Source organism: Pseudomonas sp. CCC4.1, from assembly GCF_035019225.1.
GTDB classification, from domain to species: Bacteria; Pseudomonadota; Gammaproteobacteria; order Pseudomonadales; family Pseudomonadaceae; genus Aquipseudomonas; species Aquipseudomonas bubulae.
In genome coordinates, this window is the sequence record NZ_JASJWL010000001.1 from 15,332 (window position 1) to 32,514 (window position 17,183).

The window sequence follows — 17,183 nt, forward strand, 5'->3', positions numbered from 1 at the left end:
GGCGGGGATTGTACCTGCAGGCGCACTGTTTGTGCTCTGGCGTTTTGCCGTAGTTGTGGGAGCGGGGTTGCCCGCTCCCACAGGATCAAGGCCGATGCAGCAACACATAGTCGTTCTTGTCGAAACGACCGCTCAGCGTCGGGGCAATATTACCCAGGTCACTGCCTTGCAAGGCCTCATAGTCCTTGCGATCCATGATGATCCAGGCCGGAGCCGGCAATGCTGCCAGTTCAGCGGATGACTGGGTGAACAGCGGTAGCAGATCACGATCCACGTTAACCATGAACTTGATCGCCTTGGCGTCCTTGCCCATGCCATGCAGTACTACTGGGGCCGGAGCCTGGTCGATCAGTTGCATGGCCTTGAGGGTAAAGGTACGCGTATCGTAAAGGCTGCGCTCTGCAGGTTCGAAGACCATGATATAGCTGCTCCACATCGCCAGCACCGCACAGGTTGCCAGCCCCGCAACACGCCATTGGGCTTTGAACAGTACGCCAACGGCCAGAACCTGAAGCACTGCCAGGGCCACGAATATGACGGTCAAGGGTGGCAACTCTTCACCAAAACGCTTGCGTACAATCACCAGACCGATAATCAGTAAACCCGGCAGCAGCAGGAACAACCCCTGAATCAAGCCGCGCAGGCCAGCAAATACCCGCCCGTGCATGACCTGGAACGGGTAGGCCGCAATAATCGCGGCCATCGGTAACATGGGCAGCAGGTAACGGGCCTTTTTGGCCTGGGGAATCGACAGGCCGATCATCACGATCAGGGCTGCACCAACGCAGTACTTGACCAGTTGCAAGGCTGGCCCCGACGGCTTGCGCCCGGTAATCAGGATCGCCAGCAGCACCAAAACGGCCAGCGGATAAGCCAGCGCGTAATTGCCCATGGAACTGGTGAAGTAATACAGCACGCCGCTGGCGCCTTCGGTTCCATCCATGCGTCCTGTCACTTGCATGCGGATGACTTCATGTACAAAAGCCTCACCGCCACTGATCCAGGCCAGCATCAATAACGTGCCAATACACAGGATCAGCAAGACCAGCGCTTGCAGGCCAAAGCTGATCAGGCGCCGCCACTGGCCATTAAGCAGGTAATAGCTGCACAGGATACCGCTGGGAATGACCAGGCCGATCGGCCCGCGCACGGCAAAACCCAGTACCAGCAGGGCCAACAGCCAGAAATGACGGCGTGGTGCCGCAAAGTGATCGTGGGCGTAAGCCAGGTAGAAGGCACTGAAACTGAGCGCTGCCAGCATCTGGTCAAGCGATACCGCACGTGTTTCGGTGATAAAAGTCATGCTCAGCAACAGCAGTGCCACGCTGACCAGCGCCCAGGTGCGCGATTGCGCCGCTACCAGGCGATACATCAAGGTCACAATGCTTGCACTGGCAATGGCCGTAGGTAGCCAAGCTGTCAGGCTGGTGACTTTGCCAAAGGGCAGGGACAGCAGCCAGGTAAGCAGGGTCGAGGTTGCGCTGTAGTCCGCGTAAGGCTGGCCGTAGGTGGTCGGGAAAAAACCGGGGCCGTGACGCAGCATTTCATTGGCGAACATGACAAAGCGCGAATCAAAGCCAATCGCGGCCTCTTGATGGTTGCCCAGGATAAACAGCAGCAAGGCGAGCGCGCCCAGAATCAGCGATTGCCTGCGCAAGGTGAGCAGGGCGGGGGAGGTGAAATCGGCACGCATGTCGAGTTTCCTTGTCTCATCGGGACGCACAAAAAAAACGCCGCCATTGTTGCCAATGGCGGCGCTGCTGAATCATCAAAGGGTTGTTGACCCGACCGGCAAGTTGCACGACTCGCCACGCCCCATCGGGAAGTACTGCAAGCCGGCCTTGGCCAGGCGCTCACCGTCATACAGGTTGCACCCGTCAAAAATCACCGGCGCGCTCAGGCGTTGCTTGATCAGGTCGAAGTCCGGCGCCTTGAATTGCTGCCACTCGGTGCAGACGATCAATGCGTCGGCGCCATTAAGGGTAGATTCCGGTGTGCCCATCAGGCTCAGGCGCGCTTCATCGCCGTAAAGGCGCTGGGTTTCCTGCATGGCTTCGGGGTCGAAAGCGCGCACATTGGCACCCGCAGCCCACAGGGCCTCCATCAATACGCGGCTGGGTGCGTCGCGCATGTCATCGGTATTGGGTTTGAATGCCAGGCCCCACAACGCAAAGGTCTTGCCTTCAAGGTTGCCCTTGAAAAACGCGTTGATGCGTTCGAACAGCTTGTGCTTCTGCCGCTCGTTGATCGCTTCGACCGCTTGCAGCAGATCGCTGGAGCAATTGACCTGCTGGGCACTGTGGATCAGCGCGCGCATGTCTTTGGGGAAGCACGAACCGCCATAGCCGCAGCCAGGGTAGATGAAGTGATAGCCAATGCGCTGGTCGGCGCCAATGCCCAGGCGCACGGCTTCGATGTCGGCCCCAAGGTGCTCGGCCAGTTCGGCGATCTGGTTGATAAAGCTGATCTTGGTCGCCAGCATGCAGTTGGCGGCGTACTTGGTCAGCTCGGCGCTGCGCAGGTCCATGAAAATGATCCGGTCATGGTTGCGGTTGAACGGCGCGTACAGGTCGCGCATGACTTCACGCACTTCTTCACGGGCACAGCCAATGATGATGCGGTCCGGGCGGCGGCAATCAGTGACGGCCGAGCCTTCCTTGAGGAATTCCGGGTTGGACACCACGTCAAATTGCAGCGAGCGTCCGGCCTGCTCCAGGGCCTTGTTGATATGGGCGGTCAGCGCGTCGCCAGTGCCTACGGGCACGGTGGATTTCTCGACCAGGATCAGCGGCTCCTTGCGGTGGCGGGCAACGGCGTCACCCACGGAGAACACCTGGCCAAGATCAGCCGAGCCGTCCTCGCTCGGAGGCGTGCCCACGGCGATAAACAGTACCTCGCCGTGCTCGACAGCGGTTTTTTCATCGCTGGTAAAACGCAGGCGCTTGCTCTCGAGGTTTTCACGCACCAAGGCTGAAAGCCCGGGCTCGAAAATGCTGACGTGACCTTGTTGCAGCGACTCGACCTTTTTCTGGTCAATGTCCATGCAGAAGACGTCATGGCCGACTTCCGCCAGAACCGTCGCCTGCACCAGGCCTACATAACCACTACCAAATACACTGATTTTCATGCGCTGTTTCCGGAAGTACGTCGAGAATTGATCACAAGCACCCCAAGAATGACCAGCGTCACACCGAGGGTTTTTGAAAGGGTGAAGCTTTCATGGAAAATCGGCAGGCTGGCAGCCAGCAGGTAGACCAATGCATAGCTGACACTTAGCAGCGAATAGGCGCGGCCCAAGGGCAAATCGCGCAGGGCCAGCAGCCAGCAGAGCATCGACAGTGCATACGCGACAATGGCGGCAACTACCATGGCCAACGCCGGGAGCGAGACACTGCCCTGGCTGAACGCTTCAAGCCATTGGGCGGGCTGCGGCAACCGCGTCATGCTCCAGCGCATGCCCAGTTGGGCGCCGCTGACCAGTAGTACACTGCCTGAGGCAAAGGCAAATCCACGGTACAGGCTCATGCGTGTTGCCCCAGTAAAACCACCCCGGCTATTACCAGCCCAACGCCCAGCCAATGGCGCAGGTCGATGGTTTCTTTAAACAGATAACGGGCCACCAGGGTGATCAGTACAAAATTTAGGCTGAGCATCGGGTAAGCAACCCCGACCTCGAGCCGTTGCAGTACCAGCAACCACACCAGCAAACCCAGGCCGAGGCATAGCAGTGCCAGCCATAACCAGGGGGAGCGCAGTTTTTGCGCCACCCCGGTGTCAACCCCGCGCCAACCTTCGACCGCGTATTTCTGGGCGATCTGGCCAGCACAGGTCAACAGACAGGCCAACAGCAATAGCGTCAGGGTCATGGAGCAATCTGCGGGTAAATCAGAATCACCATATTGCCTTCGTCATAGCGCTTGGCGTCTTTGGGCAACTCGTCCATTTCATGGCTCTCATCGCTGTCCTTGACCCGCATTACCACACCGACCGGGCCTTTGCGGCGAGCTTCAGCCATCCACGGGCCAACTTCGGTCAGGCTAATGCTTTTACCTTTGGCATCGTCGTAGGTCAGGCCGTACTTGACCTCACCCTGGGTGTTGTAAAGTGTCACGTCAGGTCGGCGCAGACGCCAGGCCAAAGCAGACGCTGCGCCCAGGTCGTTACTCAGAAATGTCTTGGCCCGGGACAGCTCATCCATATGTTCCAGGACAAACTGGTCAGGCATTTTGTTGTGAACCACGCTGCTCGGCATGGCGGCTGGCAGTACCAGTACCAGAACACCCATGGCCAGTGCCGGCGCAGCCCACATTTTCAGAGGTTTGGTCAGTGTCAGCAGGCCGGTAATGATCCACGTCAGCAGCACCACGACCAGCAGGGCCATATGCAGCGGTTCGTTGTCATAGAAGGGCTGTTTGACCTGGAAATACACCAGGGCCAGCAATGCCGCACTGCCGCCGATCAGGTTGACCGCGCCATTGAAGCGCAGGGCGCAGGTTTTGGCCTGTTCAACCCGTTGCATCATTGCGTGGCCCAGCAGCAGTGCCAACGGCAACATGCACGGCATGATGTAGGTTGGCAGCTTGCCCTTGCTCAGGCTGAACAGCCCCAGTGGCAGCAGCAGCCATAGCAGCACGAACACAATGCTTGCATGGCGTTTGTTGCTCCAGGCGTCCTTGAAGGCCACCGGCAACAACGCTGCCCAAGGCAGGCTGGAAACCACCAGCAGCGGCAGGTAGAACCACCATGGGCGACCGTGCTGGGCATCGTCACCGGCAAAACGGCGGATATGCTCGTGCCAGAAGAAGAAGCGCCAGTAGTCAGGCTCCTGGGCGTGTACTGCCAACACCCACGGCAGCGAGACAATGGCCGCCACCAGCATGGCCACCAGGCCGTACTTGACCAGTTCCAGAAAGCGCTTTTGCCAGAGCATGTAGGGCAGGGCGATCAGTACCGGCAGCAGCAGAGCCAGAAAACCCTTGGTCATAAAGCCCATGCCGCAGGCAAAACCCAGTACCGCCCAACTGATCAGGCGATCACGATTGGAGCTGCTGTCGACGGCGAACCACAGCGCCACCAGGCTCAGGTTGACCCACAGGGTAAACTGCGGATCAAGGTTGGAATAACCGGCCTGGCCTGCAATCAGGCCAAAGGTCATGTACACCAGGGCACAGGCAAAGCTCTTGCGCGGATCGTTCCACAGGCGACGGGCCACGGCATAGGCCAGGAACACGCTCAAACCGGTGGCGATGGCCGAGGCAATGCGCACGCCAAACAGGTTTTCGCCAAAAATGGCCTGGCCGATGGCAATCATCCAGTAGCCGGCAATCGGCTTCTCGAAGTAACGCAAATCCATAAAGTGCGGGGTGACCCAGTTACCGTCGATCAGGATTTGCTGGCCGATCTGCGCGTAGCGCGTTTCGTCCGGGATCCACAAGCCGTGGGTGCCCAATGGCAACAGGTAAAAGGCGATAAAGGCCAGAACCAGCAGCGGTATTGTCCAGCGTGAAGTCATGGCTTCTGCACTCCCAACCAGCCTTCACGGCCTTCCAGCACGCCACGGCTCAATTGCCCGGCGGGCAGGCTCTCGAGGTCGGCGGGCAGCAAGTCCCGCAGGGGTTGGAAATGAATGTCACGGGCACGGGCCTGCGCCAGTAATTGACGGAAGTCATTGGCCATAAGAATCCCTTCTACTTCAGCATGGATGGTGTACGCATTCAGCTTTTGCGGGCTGAAGCGGTCAAGAATGAATGAGTTGAAATCGGCGGCACTGAGCTCGGGCCCGACCACTTCATCGAATGTGGGTAAGTCCACAGGGATTTGCGGCGCCCCCAGCCTGCCGTCGGCCAACCTTGGCCGAAACAGGCTGTGCCCGCGGCAATCACTGTTGTAGCGAAAACCAAAGGTTTCCTTGGCCCGGACCACGCGCTCGTCGGCACGCCAGCCAGCGGCCGCCGAACATTCGACGGCTTGCCCGGTGATGTCGCTCAGGGTGTCGACACCCCGGCGGATCTGCTCGATCAGCTGCGCCTCGCTCCAGCGCGCGGTATTGGCCTGCCAGCCATGGTGATCCCAGGCGTGCAGGCCGACCTCATGCCCGGCGGCAAGGGTCTGGCGCATCAGGTGCCCCAGATCCTTGCCGATCGGTTTGCCGGGCCAAGCGGTGCCAGCCAGCAAAATATCCCAGCCATACAGGCTGGCAGCCTTGGAGCGCATCATTTTCCAGAAGAACCGGGGCTTGATCAGCCGCCATAAATGGCGGCCCATGTTGTCCGGCCCCACGCTGAAAAAAAACGTCGCCTTGATCTGGGCTTCGTCGAGCAGTTCGAGTAGCCGCGGCACCCCCTCACGGGTGCCGCGGTACGTGTCGACATCGATACGCAGTCCAGCTTGCATCAGCGTTTTTCCGCGATTTCTACCATGGCTTCACGCAGGAAGAAGTCCAGGGTCTTGCCAATGGTTTCGCTCAGCTCGGTGGTGGGTGTCCAGTCGATCAGGCGACGGGCGTTTTCCACGCTTGGCTTGCGATGGCTGACGTCCTGGTAACCGGTACCGTAGAAAGACTGGCTTTCAACATCACGGAAACCGGCAAACGGCGGGAAGTTGTCACGCAGCGGATGCGCCTCGAACTGGCGCAGTAACTCTTCGCCCAGTTGACGAATGCTGGCTTCGTTGTCCGGGTTGCCGATGTTGATGATCTGGCCGTCGCACTTGCCATCCTTGTTGTCGATGATGCGCGCCAGAGCTTCGATACCATCGGCCACGTCAGTGAAGCAGCGCTTTTGTTCGCCGCCGTCAACCAGACGGATCGGGGTACCTTCCACCAGGTGCAGGATCAGTTGGGTGATGGCGCGTGAGCTGCCAACCCGTGCCGAGTCCAGGCGGTCAAGGCGTGGGCCCATCCAGTTGAACGGACGGAACAGGGTGAATTTCAGGCCCTTGGTACCGTAAGCCCAGATAACGCGATCCAGCAGTTGCTTGGAGACCGAGTAGATCCAGCGCTGTTTGTTGATCGGGCCAACAATCAGGTTGGAGGTGTCTTCGTCGAAGTTCTTGTCCTGGCACATGCCATACACTTCGGACGTGGACGGGAAAATCACGCGCTTGTTGTACTTGACGCAGTAGCGCACCAGCTTGAGGTTCTCTTCGAAGTCCAGTTCGAACACGCGCAACGGGTTGCGGGTGTATTCGATTGGCGTCGCGATGGCCACCAGCGGCAGGACCACGTCGCACTTCTTGATGTGGTATTCGATCCATTCAGTGTGGATGCTGATATCGCCTTCCACAAAGTGGAAGTTGGGGTGGCTGCGCAGGCGATCGATAGCATCGGAGCCGATATCGAGGCCGTAGACTTCGTAGCGGTCGTCCTGCAGCAGGCGCTCGGACAAATGGTTGCCGATAAAGCCGTTAACCCCAAGGATAAGCACTCGGGTGCGGCGTGCCGGGCGACCGGACTCGCTGCCTCGCAGGCGCGAACCTTCTACCAGGCCCAGCTCGCGGGCCAGTTGCGGGCCGCTCAGGTACAGGCCGTTGTCGTTGCGCTGGCCTGCGGTGATGACCAGCGAGTCTGTGCCGCAGGCAATACGCAGCGGCTCGCAGCTGATGACTTGGCCAGGTGCATGGCCCTGGTTGCCGGCAACCACTTCGGCGCCCCACACAATCAGCTTGTGCTCACCCACGGCACAGAAGGCGCCCGGATAAGGTTGGGTCACGGCACGTACCAGGTTGAACAGTTCTTCAGCCGGGCGGTTCCATTGCAGCAAGCCGTCAGCCGGGGTGCGGCGACCAAAATAAGTGGCTTTGGATTCGTCTTGCGGGGTTTCGGTGAGCTTGCCTTGTGGCAGCAGTGGCAGGGCTTCGGCCAGCAGTTGGGCGGCGGTTTCGCGAAGCTTGGCGTGCAGGGTCAGGGCCGTGTCCGAACGCTCGATGCTGATACGATGCTGGGCCAGGATATCGCCTGCGTCAGCGCGTTTGACCATGCGGTGCAAGGTTACGCCGGTTTCGGTTTCGCCGTTTACCAGTACCCAGTTGGCCGGTGCGCGTCCACGGTAGCGTGGCAGCAGGGAACCATGCAGGTTGAAGGCGCCCTTGCTGACGCTTGCCAGCAACTCTTCGCCCAGCAGGTGGCGATAATAGAACGAGAAGATGTAGTCGGCGTTCAGTTTGCGAATGCGCTCGATCCACAATGGGTGGTTGGCGTCTTCAGGAGCGTGAACCGGAATGCCTTTGCGTGCACACAGCTGGGCAACCGAACCGTAGAAGTTGTTTTCTTTGGGGTCGTCAGCATGGGTGAATACAGCAGCAATTTCGTAGCCTGCATTGAGCAAGGCTTCGATGCCTGTGCAGCCAATATCGTGATAGGCGAAAACAACGGCTTTCAAACTCATGATTGAACCTGTGTCGAAGTAGAGGAAGTCGGGGTGCTGGTTGTAACGGAAGGCGTTGCAGAGTCGGCGCGTACGATTTTTTCAATGAAGAATCGTGGCCGTGCCCTTACATCGCTGTACATGCGGCCCAGGTATTCACCCAGAAGGCCCATGCCGATAAATTGGCCGCCGGTAAACACGAAGAGCACCGCAAACAATACGAAAGTACCGTCGCCGGCCCAGCTTGCACCGAAGATCAGGCGCAACATGATCAGGGCAATGGCGAAGACCGCGCCCAGTGCTGCCATGCTGAAACCGATGATGCTCAGCAGGCGCAGGGGCGTGGTCGTCATGCAGGTGATCAGGTCGAACATCAGGTTGATCAGGCGCATGGCGCTGTACTTGGAGTCACCGTGCTCGCGCTCGGCGTGCTCGACCAGTACCTCGGTGGTGTGGCGGGCAAAGCTGTTGGCCAGGATCGGGATAAAGGTGCTGCGTTCGCGGCAGGCGAGCATGGCGTCGACGATGCTGCGACGGTAGGCGCGCAGCATGCAACCATAGTCGCTCATGGCAACCCCGGTGGAGCGTTGTACGGCCAGGTTGATCAGCCGTGAAGGCCAGCGGCGCCAGGCGGAGTCCTGACGGTTGTTGCGTACCGTACCGACCACGTCGTACCCAAGAGCAGCCTGTGCCACCAGGCGCGGAATTTCTTCCGGCGGGTTTTGCAGGTCGGCATCCAGCGTGATCACCACATCGCCCTTGGAGTGCTCAAAGCCGGCCATGATTGCAGCATGCTGGCCGTAGTTGCGATTGAGAATAACCGCAACTACGGGGCTGCCTTCACGTGCGGCAGCGTCTTCGAGAATTTGCGCCGATTTGTCCCGGCTGCCGTCGTCGACCAGTACGATTTCATAGGCCTGGCTCAGTTGTGCGCAGGCGGCTTCTGTGCGACGCAAGAGCTCGGGCAGACTTTCTTCTTCGTTGTAGACCGGAATGACGATCGACACACACTGGATTGGGTAGGGTTTCAAAGTATTCGTTCCAGTCAGTTTCAATGGCACAAGACGACATGTCTTTGTCGACCAAACTCAGGGCGCGTTAAAGATCCGGGCCCTTTACGAGTAAAGCCTGTTTCTAACAAAGGTAAAGTCGTTCTAAAGCGTTATCTACATGATTTTGTTGCAAAGTCTTGGGGCATTGCTTTCGTTGCTGTTGCATACGTTAAACGCGTCCTTGTGAAAAACCTATAAAAGTTGGGTCAACAGTGCATCCTATCTAAACGCTAGACAGGTGCTATTCAGGAAAGTATTTACAGCGCCCAAGCATTGTCTGACTTGACAGTAGTACTTTTCTTAAACAGGAAGATTCTTACATTGACTGAACGATTTTGAACAGTGATTCAGCACAGCTTTTATGACTAATGAGTAACAAGTGCGCAGGCAAAGCCCAGCGCCAACCTGCGGATATGTGACGTGAGTCACATCGGTTGGCGCTGCGAGAAACCTTGAATCAGTTCAAACCCAGCTTGCCGCGCAGGGTCGACAGGTCTTCGGCCAGGGTGTTGACCGGCCCGATGAGGGCCTTGCGGTCGTTTTCCCTGACCTTGTCATAGGTCTCAAAGCCGCCGTCGGCGGTTTTGTACTTGGCCAGGATGCTGTTCACCGTGGCGAAGTTCTTGTCGACCTTGGCAGCAAAGGCCTTGTCGCTCTGTTCTATTTGCGCACGGAACAGATCGAAGATCTTTTTCGCGCCGTCCACGTTGCCCTGGAAGTCATACAGGTCGGTGTGGCTATAGCGGTCTTCTTCGCCGGAAATTTTGGTGGCGGCCACTTCTTCCATCAATGCTGCAGCACCGCCGACGACTTTTTCCGGCGGGAAGGTCAGCCCGGCAACGCGGGTCTGCAGGTCCTTGACGTCGTTATTCAGGCCGTCTGCGAGCGTGTCGAGCCCCTGGGTACTGTTCTCGGCAAACAGGCTGTACTCGATGCGGTGAAAACCGGTGAAGTCAGGCGCAGTGACGCCTTTTTCGTGATCATCTACGCGTGAATCGATCGAGGCGTCCAGGTCGCTGAACAGTTCGGCAATCGGCTCAATCGACTCGTAGTAAACGCGGGTCGGGGCGTAGAGTTTTTTGGCCGTGACCAGGTCACCCTTTTTCACGGCATCGGTGAATTTTTGCGTGTTGCTGGCCAGCTCATCCAGCTGCTCGGTGACGTAGATCTTGTAGTCGGACACGGGTTGCACCAAATCCAGTGGCGCGGTTGCAGCGAGCGCCGACAGAGGGGTGTGGAGCAAGCCCAGGGCCAGGAACAGTGCGAGCGGGGTCTTCTTCATGGGACTTTTTCCGGTGGGTTGAGGTTCAGGTGCGTGTAGCAGCATCGAGCAGCGAGCGGCCGATAAAATCCTGTTCGTCGCGCACGCCCGGCAGGGTGAAGAAGTATCCGCCGCCCACAGGCTTGAGGTACTCCTCCAGGGGTTCACCGTTGAGCCGGGTTTGCACGGCGATAAAGCCCTGTTCCAGGTCGCGCTGGTAGCAGATGAACAGCAAGCCCATGTCCAGCTGGCCGTTCTTGTTGACGCCATTGGAGTAGTTGAACGGCCGGCGTAAAATCAGGCTGTTGCGTGTCTGCGCGGTACGCGGATTGGCCAGACGGATGTGGGCGTCAAGTTTGGTGACCTTGCCGTGGGGGTCCTTGCTGTAATCCGGCACATCGGTCTCCCGGGCACCGTCCATGGGCGCGCCGCTGGCCTTGTTGCGGCCGAAAATGCTTTCCTGCTCCTGCAGGGGGGTACGGTCCCAGCGTTCGACGAAATTGCGGATGATGCGCACTGCCTGATAGCTGCCGTTGACCGCCCACTGCGGCTCGCCACTGTCGGGCTGGACCCAGACAATCTGGTTCATCGCTGTGTTGTCGTTGGAGTCGGGGTTGGCCGAGCCATCACGAAAGCCCAGGAAGTTGCGCGCACTTTGCGCCGGCTCGCCGGGCTTGGCCGGTGCTTGCGGCGGCACGGTGCCTTCCTGCTTCCAGCGCACCAGCAGCAAGTCGGGCAGGTTTTTCACAATGTCACGCAGGGCGTGGATATTGGTGTCGGCGGTATTGGCGCAAAACTGCAGGCTCAAGTCGCCGTGGCACTGGGCCGGGTCCAGGGCATCGTTGGGGAAGCCCTGCATGCGGCTCAGGTGTTTGGGTTTGATCTTGGCCAGGGCAAAACGCTCATCGAACAGGGAGTCGCCCACGGACACGGTAATGGTCAGGTTATCGGGGCTGACCACCGGGCCGAGAATGCCCGAGTCCACTGGCGGCAGCTTGGGATCGACCTGGGCGACCGGGCCGCCTTTCATCAGGAAGGCGATGCGCTCATTCAGGGTGCGCAGCAGGCGTTCGAGACCTTCGCGGTCCGTGGCCAGTACATCAAAGGCCACCAGCATACCGGCGGCCGGGCGCGGGGTGACAATGCCATTTTGGTGCTGGCCGTGAAAGTCGTGATGATCCTGGGTCTTGTCGCTGCTGGGCGCCTGGGTGACTTGAGCATTGGCCGGGTTGGCGGCGGCCATGGCCGGACAGCTCAGGGCGCCGCCAGCCAGTGCCGCCCCGGCGACCCCCATGCCCATCAGGATGCGCCGGCGTTGCAGGTTGAACTCGTTCGGGATGTGTGGTGAATCGCTCATGTACGTCTCGTCTGCAATTACAGGCCGCTAAGGCCGAGGGCGGGATCGATTCCATCGAGTGCATCGGCCATAACCTTGGCCTTGTTGCTGATTTGTTGGCGCTGCGGGGCGCTGACGGTGTCGTAGGTGCGGTAGCCCTGCGGGGTTTTCAGGCCATTGAGTTCGGCATCCAGCGCGCTGCTGGCACCGTCTATGGTGTGCAGCAGGTCGGCATTTTTCTTGAGCAGCAAAGGGCGCAGCAGATCAACCACTTTGTGCGCAGCCTCAAGGTTGGCGGCAAAGCCATTGAGGTCAATATGGCTGTAGCGCTCCTCTTCGCCGCTGTTGGCGCGGTTATCCGCTAGGTTGTGCAGGGTGCGGGCGACGATGCTGACCAGTTGTTCGGGGGGCAACGATTGAGCAAGCAACTGTTGCTTGAGCAGCAGGCTATTGGCTTGCAGCTGCTGGACAATCGGCGCCAGGCCTTGAGTGCTGCGCTGGTCAAACAGGCCGTATTCCAGGCGGTGGAAACCGGTAAACCCCGGATCCTGCTCGCGCTTTTCGAAATAGTCGGCGCGAGCATTGATGGCGTTGTCCAGCTCGGCAAGGCGTTGCGCTGCCGGCGCCAGGCGTTGATAGGCCTCGCGTGCGGGGGTATACAGAGCCTGCGCCTGTTCCAGATCACCGGCGCTAATGGCTTGCGACAGGGCATCGACAGCCCTGGTCAGGGCGCTGCCCTGTTGGCTCAGGTAAACCCGAAACTCTGACAACGGCCCAACAAAGGCCACCATCGTAGGCCTGGCATTGGCGCTGGCTTCGGACGCTGCAGTGGGCGTCACATGCAGGGTGCCGCGGGGGTTGCTGAGCAGACCGCAGGTGATGGCGTAATCGCCGGGAGCGAGTGTCGCGTTGATCACCTGGCTCAGGCCCGGGGCAATGTTTTCCCGCTCTTCGACCACCAGCACGCCGTCGAGAATTTCCCACTCCACCGCGCGCTCGGAGGCATTGATAATGCGAAAGCTGTTGAAGCCGGCCGGTACAGTCAGGGCGTCGGGTTCGCAGCTATGCGGGTGGATGGTCACGGTTATTTCAGTGCCGTGAGCCTTGCGCTTGGCCGCGGCCAGTTGCGAGGCGTAGTAGAACAACCCGCCGGCTGCGATCATCACGATCACCGAGCCGGCCACCGCCCAGCGCAGGGCGCGTGGGGGTGTACCGCTTGCAGGGGTTGGCATGCTTGACCTTATGGGTTTGTTACTGAAGAAGTGTGTGCGGTTTTGGCGGGCGCCGGCGGGCGAAAGAACATCACCAGCGTGACGACCAGATAAATCACATACGCACCGAGCACGCTGAAGGTGGGGGCGTCCTGATAGCCGAACATGCCAGCCAGTACGGAGCCTAGCGGGCCATCCATCGGCAAGTGGGCGCTGATATCAAAGACCACGTCTTGCCAGTGGTTCCACAGGCCTGCCTCGTGCAGGGCCTGTACCGAGTTGGCCAGGATGCCCGCGGCGACCACCAGAATAAACAGGCCGGTCCAGCGGAAAAACAGCCCCAGGTTCAGGCGCATGCTGCCGCTGTAAATGGCAAAGCCGACGCCGATGGCCAGCAGCAGGCCGAGCAGGGCGCCCAGGGGTGCGGCGGGGCCTTCGCTTTGCTGGAAGACGGCTAACAGGAAAAATACGGTTTCAAGCCCTTCCCGGGCGACGGCAAAAAAGACCATGGCAATCAGTGCCGTGACTTGATGCCGGGAGCCGGCGAGGGCGTGATCGAGGGAGGTGTGCAGCGAATGCTTGATCGAGCGCGCGACCTTGCGCATCCAGAATACCATTGAGCTGAGAATGCCCACGGCAATGAGGCCGACGATGCCTTCGAACAGTTCTTGCTGTTTTTGCGGGAACTCGGCGCTCATCAACTCCAGCCCGCCGCCCACCAGCAAAGACAGGGCGGCGGCCAGAAACACCCCTACCCATACGGCGGGCATCCACTGCCCGCGGCCTGTTTGCTTGAGATAACTGGCAATGATGCCGACGATAAGTGCGGCCTCTATCCCTTCGCGCAGCATGATCAGAAATGGAACCAGCATGGTGGGCTACCGCGTCACAAATTAGTTAGGGTGCTAATTTGTAACATACTGATACGTATTGCCAAACAAGAATCGATTGCATTTGCTGAACGGTTGCTGAACGAAGATGGGGGTGTCTATTCAGCTTTTGCGGGAGCGGGCCTGGATCGAGTCAGGTAGTTCTACTGGTCTTTGGTGAGCACGCTTTGTTCAGCATCCTTCTTTAGCTCCTGCAGGCTTTCCAGCGCGGTTTCAGCCTTTATGGCGCGCAAGGAAAGGGCTGCGTGGCTTGCCTGGATCTGTGCGTGGGCCTGTTTCAAGCCTTCACTTTCCTGCGTGGCTACGCGCAGGCGCTCTTGAAGCAGGGTGCGTTCACTTTGCAGCTGACTGAGTTGGGTGTTGAGCTGCGTATTCTGGTTGCCCAGCTTGTGCTGCAGGTCATTGGCCTGGTTCAGTTCCTTGCCCAGTGCGCGGCTCTCGCTCAGTACGCGCTCATTGTCGCGATGCAGCTGAGTGATTTCATCCTGGCGTACCAATGCACTTTGCTGGGCCTGACGCAGTTCCATTTGCACCTGCTGCAACTGGCCTTCATGACGGCGCTGATCCTGCTCGCGCTGTTCCTTGGTCGCGCTGCGATAGTGCTCCAGCGCATCGCGGGCGTGCAGGTGCTTTTCTTCCAGCGAGCGAATCTGCTCGTCACGATCTTTCAGGCGCAGGTCAAAGTCGCTGCAAGCCTGATTCAGGGCTGCGTTGCGAGTCTGTTCGGTTTGCAGCATTGAGCGGGTGGCGTCGAGTTGGGTGCTTTCCTGATGCAGCGCTGCGCCCTGGATCTCCAGTTGCTGCTCAAGCTGTGCCCGAGCGTCCTGTGCTTCGTTCAACTGCGCCTGCAGTTGCACTTTGAGCTGCTCGTAATGCGCCTGAGCCCGGTCAATGGGCTCTTGTGCCTGCTCCTGCAGGCGCTGGGCGAGGCGGGCAACCAGCTCAGTCAGTTCATCATCGATTTGCTCACGAGGCACGCCGCGGCGCGAGTCAACCTCGTCGAGCTCCTTCAGATAGCGATGGATCGTGGTTTTCGACCCGGTATTGCCCATCTCGATACGTACCGCATCAATGCTCGGGTGTTCGCCTCGAGCCAGGATCGCGGTGCGTGCAATTTGCACCACTGCCTTGTTTACGCCGCCACGGGCCATGGTCATCTCCTACGATTATGTACTGTGGTATGTATCATGTAATTACATACTAGATTAGCACATTTTATTGATGTTATTTAATGAAAAATAAGACGGGATATACTGGTATTATCCCGTGCCAGAGCCTTGAAACTGCTTTTAAGGCCTGTTTTCGGTACGCCACACAAGAGAGCTGCCCATGAGCGAGCTGGATCGCTACCTGAACGCCGCGACCCGCGACAACACCCGCCGCAGTTATCGGGCGGCCATTGAGCACTTCGAAGTGACCTGGGGCGGGTTTCTGCCGGCCACCAGCGATAGCGTGGCGCGTTATCTGGTGGCTCATGCCGGGCAATTGTCGATCAACACCCTCAAGCTGCGCCTGTCAGCGATTGCCCAGTGGCACAACAGTCAGGGGTTTGCCGACCCGACCAAGGCGCCGATGGTGCGCAAGGTATTCAAGGGTATTCGGGCACTGCATCCCGTGCAGGAGAAGCAGGCGGCACCGCTGCAATTGCAGCATCTTGAACAGGTGGTCGAGTGGTTGGAGGCTGAGGCCCTGGCGGCGCAAGCCAGTGGTGATCAGCCGGGGCTGCTGCGCGCAAGGCGTGACGCCGCCCTGATCCTGCTCGGTTTCTGGCGCGGATTCCGCAGTGATGAGTTGTGCCGCCTGCAAGTCGAGCATGTGCAGGCTGTAGAAGGGGCAGGCATTACCTTGTATCTGCCACGCAGCAAAAGTGACCGCGACAACCTCGGCAAAACCTTTCAGACCCCGGCCCTGCTGCGACTGTGCCCGGTGCGCGCCTACATCGAATGGCTCAATACCGCGGCGTTGGTCCGCGGCCCGGTGTTCCGCGGAATCGATCGCTGGGGCAACCTGGGGGAGGAGGGCTTGCACGCCAACAGTGTGATCCCGTTGCTGCGCCAGGCGCTGGAGCGTGCGGGCATTGCGGCCGAGCAATACACCAGTCACTCCCTGCGTCGCGGTTTTGCGACATGGGCCCATCAAAGTGGCTGGGACTTGAAGTCACTGATGAATTACGTCGGCTGGAAAGACATAAAGTCAGCCATGCGCTATGTTGAAGCCACCCCGTTTACCGGGATGAGCATCACCGCGCAAAAAAACATCGGCAACTGATCGACATCAAGTTGAAACCTGTTCAGGTGGATCATATTTAGTTTTCGGCTATTTATAGGTACGCCTGATAGCTAAAACCAATCGTCAGCATCAGCTTTGCCAATGAGCCAGATACGAAATGTGTTGTTAGGATTCACCCCATCAACTTTTCAACCCTGACGGAGAGTCAACGATGCCTATCATCAACAGCCAAGTTAAACCATTCAAAGCAACTGCCTACAAAAACGGCAGCTTCGTGGAAGTGTCGGACGCTGACCTGAAAGGCAAGTGGTCGGTGGTGTTCTTCTACCCGGCCGACTTCACCTTCGTTTGCCCAACCGAACTGGAAGACCTGGCTGACAACTACGAAGAGTTCAAGAAGCTCGGCGTGGAAATCTACAGCGTGTCGACTGATACCCACTTTGCCCACGCTGCCTGGCACAACACGTCGCCAGCCATCGGCAAAATCCAGTACACCATGATCGGCGACCCTACGCTGACCATCTCCCGCAACTTCGACGTACTGATCGAAGAAGCAGGCCTGGCTGACCGCGGCACTTTCGTGATCAACCCTGAAGGTCAGATCAAGATCGTCGAGCTGAACGATGGCGGTGTTGGCCGTGACGCTTCCGAGCTGCTGCGCAAAATCAAGGCCGCTCAGTACGTTGCTGCTCACCCGGGCGAAGTGTGCCCTGCCAAATGGAAAGAAGGTGAGTCCACCTTGGCTCCATCGCTGGACCTGGTTGGCAAGATCTAAGGCCGTGAACCAGCCAAGGGCGGTGATCCGCACCTGAGTTGTAAGCCGCATCGCCCTCAAAACGCC

General features: G+C 58.9%; 15 protein-coding genes. 2 read left to right on the forward strand and 13 right to left on the reverse strand.

The window, feature by feature from the left end; translation table 11 throughout:
• Window positions 1-85 precede the first annotated feature (85 nt).
• The 13 genes from QN377_RS00075 to QN377_RS00135 all read right to left on the reverse strand — a co-directional run bounded on the left by QN377_RS00075 (window position 86) and on the right by QN377_RS00135 (window position 15,264).
• A complete protein-coding gene (locus QN377_RS00075) occupies window positions 86-1,693 on the reverse strand; it encodes an ArnT family glycosyltransferase (RefSeq protein WP_169916271.1) in 1,608 nt (535 codons plus the stop codon).
• A gap of 75 nt (window positions 1,694-1,768) precedes the next feature.
• A complete protein-coding gene (locus tag QN377_RS00080) occupies window positions 1,769-3,127 on the reverse strand; it encodes a UDP-glucose/GDP-mannose dehydrogenase family protein (protein ID WP_322212913.1) in 1,359 nt (452 codons plus the stop codon).
• Window positions 3,124-3,525, reverse strand: a complete 402-nt coding sequence (gene arnF, locus QN377_RS00085; protein WP_095000279.1) for a 4-amino-4-deoxy-L-arabinose-phosphoundecaprenol flippase subunit ArnF — start codon at window positions 3,523-3,525, stop codon at window positions 3,124-3,126. The genes QN377_RS00080 and arnF overlap by 4 nt, the downstream gene beginning before the upstream one ends.
• A complete protein-coding gene (gene arnE / locus QN377_RS00090; protein ID WP_095000278.1) occupies window positions 3,522-3,866 on the reverse strand; it encodes a 4-amino-4-deoxy-L-arabinose-phosphoundecaprenol flippase subunit ArnE in 345 nt (114 codons plus the stop codon). Before arnE ends, arnF begins: the two co-directional genes overlap by 4 nt.
• Window positions 3,863-5,512: a lipid IV(A) 4-amino-4-deoxy-L-arabinosyltransferase gene (arnT, locus tag QN377_RS00095; protein ID WP_095019953.1), complete on the reverse strand. Its 1,650-nt coding sequence runs from the start codon at window positions 5,510-5,512 to the stop codon at window positions 3,863-3,865. Before arnT ends, arnE begins: the two co-directional genes overlap by 4 nt.
• Window positions 5,509-6,393, reverse strand: coding sequence for a 4-deoxy-4-formamido-L-arabinose-phosphoundecaprenol deformylase (arnD, locus tag QN377_RS00100; RefSeq protein ID WP_095019952.1), 885 nt, complete (start codon window positions 6,391-6,393; stop codon window positions 5,509-5,511). Before arnD ends, arnT begins: the two co-directional genes overlap by 4 nt.
• Window positions 6,393-8,384 carry a bifunctional UDP-4-amino-4-deoxy-L-arabinose formyltransferase/UDP-glucuronic acid oxidase ArnA gene (gene arnA / locus QN377_RS00105; protein ID WP_095000275.1) on the reverse strand — a complete coding sequence of 664 codons (1,992 nt, stop codon included), beginning with the start codon at window positions 8,382-8,384 and terminating at the stop codon, window positions 6,393-6,395. Before arnA ends, arnD begins: the two co-directional genes overlap by 1 nt.
• A complete protein-coding gene (gene arnC, locus QN377_RS00110; RefSeq protein WP_095000274.1) occupies window positions 8,381-9,394 on the reverse strand; it encodes an undecaprenyl-phosphate 4-deoxy-4-formamido-L-arabinose transferase in 1,014 nt (337 codons plus the stop codon). Before arnC ends, arnA begins: the two co-directional genes overlap by 4 nt.
• A gap of 478 nt (window positions 9,395-9,872) precedes the next feature.
• Window positions 9,873-10,697 (reverse strand): iron uptake system protein EfeO, encoded by an 825-nt coding sequence (efeO, locus tag QN377_RS00115; RefSeq protein ID WP_095000273.1) that lies wholly within the window; start codon window positions 10,695-10,697, stop codon window positions 9,873-9,875.
• Window positions 10,698-10,722: 25 nt separating this feature from the next.
• Window positions 10,723-12,033, reverse strand: coding sequence for an iron uptake transporter deferrochelatase/peroxidase subunit (gene efeB / locus QN377_RS00120; RefSeq protein ID WP_095019949.1), 1,311 nt, complete (start codon window positions 12,031-12,033; stop codon window positions 10,723-10,725).
• Between the two features lie 17 nt (window positions 12,034-12,050).
• Window positions 12,051-13,244 carry an iron uptake system protein EfeO gene (gene efeO, locus QN377_RS00125; protein ID WP_095019948.1) on the reverse strand — a complete coding sequence of 398 codons (1,194 nt, stop codon included), beginning with the start codon at window positions 13,242-13,244 and terminating at the stop codon, window positions 12,051-12,053.
• Between the two features lie 8 nt (window positions 13,245-13,252).
• The gene (gene efeU / locus QN377_RS00130) at window positions 13,253-14,095 is read right to left on the reverse strand and encodes an iron uptake transporter permease EfeU (protein WP_322212907.1); all 843 of its coding nucleotides are present in this window, start codon (window positions 14,093-14,095) and stop codon (window positions 13,253-13,255) included.
• A 161-nt stretch (window positions 14,096-14,256) separates the two neighbouring features.
• On the reverse strand, window positions 14,257-15,264 hold the full coding sequence (locus QN377_RS00135) for a DNA-binding protein (RefSeq protein WP_322212906.1): 1,008 nt from the start codon (window positions 15,262-15,264) through the stop codon (window positions 14,257-14,259).
• Between the two features lie 178 nt (window positions 15,265-15,442).
• Here QN377_RS00135 and QN377_RS00140 point away from each other — a divergent pair, with 178 nt between their 5' ends.
• Together QN377_RS00140 and ahpC are read left to right on the forward strand one after the other, a co-directional pair.
• Window positions 15,443-16,381, forward strand: coding sequence for a site-specific integrase (locus QN377_RS00140; RefSeq protein WP_095000268.1), 939 nt, complete (start codon window positions 15,443-15,445; stop codon window positions 16,379-16,381).
• A 172-nt stretch (window positions 16,382-16,553) separates the two neighbouring features.
• Window positions 16,554-17,117, forward strand: coding sequence for an alkyl hydroperoxide reductase subunit C (ahpC, locus tag QN377_RS00145; protein ID WP_016780891.1), 564 nt, complete (start codon window positions 16,554-16,556; stop codon window positions 17,115-17,117).
• The last annotated feature ends 66 nt before the right edge of the window (window positions 17,118-17,183 follow it).

What these genes read in the sequence shown, in the direction of transcription:
- QN377_RS00080 (WP_322212913.1), bottom strand. Translation starts at nt 3,127, where the DNA reads ATGAAAATCAGTGTATTTGGTAGTGGTTATGTAGGCCTGGTGCAGGCG.
- QN377_RS00075 (WP_169916271.1), bottom strand. Translation starts at nt 1,693, where the DNA reads ATGCGTGCCGATTTCACCTCCCCCGCCCTGCTCACCTTGCGCAGGCAA.
- efeO (WP_095019948.1), bottom strand. Translation starts at nt 13,244, where the DNA reads ATGCCAACCCCTGCAAGCGGTACACCCCCACGCGCCCTGCGCTGGGCG.
- efeO (WP_095000273.1), bottom strand. Translation starts at nt 10,697, where the DNA reads ATGAAGAAGACCCCGCTCGCACTGTTCCTGGCCCTGGGCTTGCTCCAC.
- ahpC (WP_016780891.1), top strand. Translation starts at nt 16,554, where the DNA reads ATGCCTATCATCAACAGCCAAGTTAAACCATTCAAAGCAACTGCCTAC.
- arnT (WP_095019953.1), bottom strand. Translation starts at nt 5,512, where the DNA reads ATGACTTCACGCTGGACAATACCGCTGCTGGTTCTGGCCTTTATCGCC.
- arnA (WP_095000275.1), bottom strand. Translation starts at nt 8,384, where the DNA reads ATGAGTTTGAAAGCCGTTGTTTTCGCCTATCACGATATTGGCTGCACA.
- efeU (WP_322212907.1), bottom strand. Translation starts at nt 14,095, where the DNA reads ATGCTGGTTCCATTTCTGATCATGCTGCGCGAAGGGATAGAGGCCGCA.
- efeB (WP_095019949.1), bottom strand. Translation starts at nt 12,033, where the DNA reads ATGAGCGATTCACCACACATCCCGAACGAGTTCAACCTGCAACGCCGG.
- arnF (WP_095000279.1), bottom strand. Translation starts at nt 3,525, where the DNA reads ATGAGCCTGTACCGTGGATTTGCCTTTGCCTCAGGCAGTGTACTACTG.
- arnE (WP_095000278.1), bottom strand. Translation starts at nt 3,866, where the DNA reads ATGACCCTGACGCTATTGCTGTTGGCCTGTCTGTTGACCTGTGCTGGC.
- arnD (WP_095019952.1), bottom strand. Translation starts at nt 6,393, where the DNA reads ATGCAAGCTGGACTGCGTATCGATGTCGACACGTACCGCGGCACCCGT.
- QN377_RS00135 (WP_322212906.1), bottom strand. Translation starts at nt 15,264, where the DNA reads ATGGCCCGTGGCGGCGTAAACAAGGCAGTGGTGCAAATTGCACGCACC.
- QN377_RS00140 (WP_095000268.1), top strand. Translation starts at nt 15,443, where the DNA reads ATGAGCGAGCTGGATCGCTACCTGAACGCCGCGACCCGCGACAACACC.